Raw genomic sequence first — 905 nt, forward strand, 5'->3', positions numbered from 1 at the left:
GGTGCAAATATAGATACCTTTTTCTTTCTGACAATACCTTTTTTAATCTTTTTTTTGATTATTTTTTTTGAAGCGTTCTAAGGCTTTAGTTTCAACCTTTTATAGCCTGAAGTTTTTTCCAAATTCAATGCCTGTAGTTTGATTTTTGCGTTAAGGATAGTAGCGATATCCTTTTTATGGGACTTTAGTCACTCGTTTTATAAATAATCGAAACCTATATATAAGGAGTTTTTACTTATTGAAATCTGAAAAATAAACAAAAAGATATAGCGGATAGCCTGACGTTACTTCATTCTTTTATTAAGTAACGGAACGCACAGCGAATTATAGAAAGAAATGGAACACAAGATTGGAATACCAATGAGCATATCTTATGTATTATTTAGTAATCATTCTATAAAAGTCGAATAATTATTAAAAACAATTTACCCCATCATTGGAGGTTGCTTTAGGGAGTCAACTAATTCTAAAAAACAACGACTACTTTTCTGTTCCTGGTTAAACAGGAACAAAAACTTAAATATTGCAATACCCTAATAAATAGGTTCCTCTATTTTTAGGGCCAATTGTATTAAAAAGCAAGGTATTCTCTGTCTGTTTTTTTATAGATGTTTCGTTCTAAGAAGCATTTACCATATATATATTGGTGAAGATTACGATCTTTAATTAAAGAATATAATAGAAAAGGATGTGGTTTCTATCGCTTATGCAGTAGCAAAAAAGTTTCTTCAACGTCATCCAGTTTTAACTATAATTTTCTATTGACTTTATTGCATAAAAAAATCCTCAACAAATAAATGCTGAGGATTCTCTAAAAAAGGCGACGACCTACTCTTCCACAATGTAGTACCATCGGCGCAAATGGGCTTAACTTCTCTGTTCGGAATGGTAAGAGGTGAGCCCCA

1 rRNA gene is annotated in these 905 nt (G+C 31.4%); it reads right to left on the bottom strand.

The features are described from left to right. Positions 1-815: 815 nt before the first annotated feature. Positions 816-905: ribosomal RNA gene (rrf, locus tag ACVCZW_RS00205) — 5S ribosomal RNA — on the bottom strand; the annotation flags it as partial.

Source organism: Lacinutrix sp. MEBiC02595 (assembly GCF_053601555.1).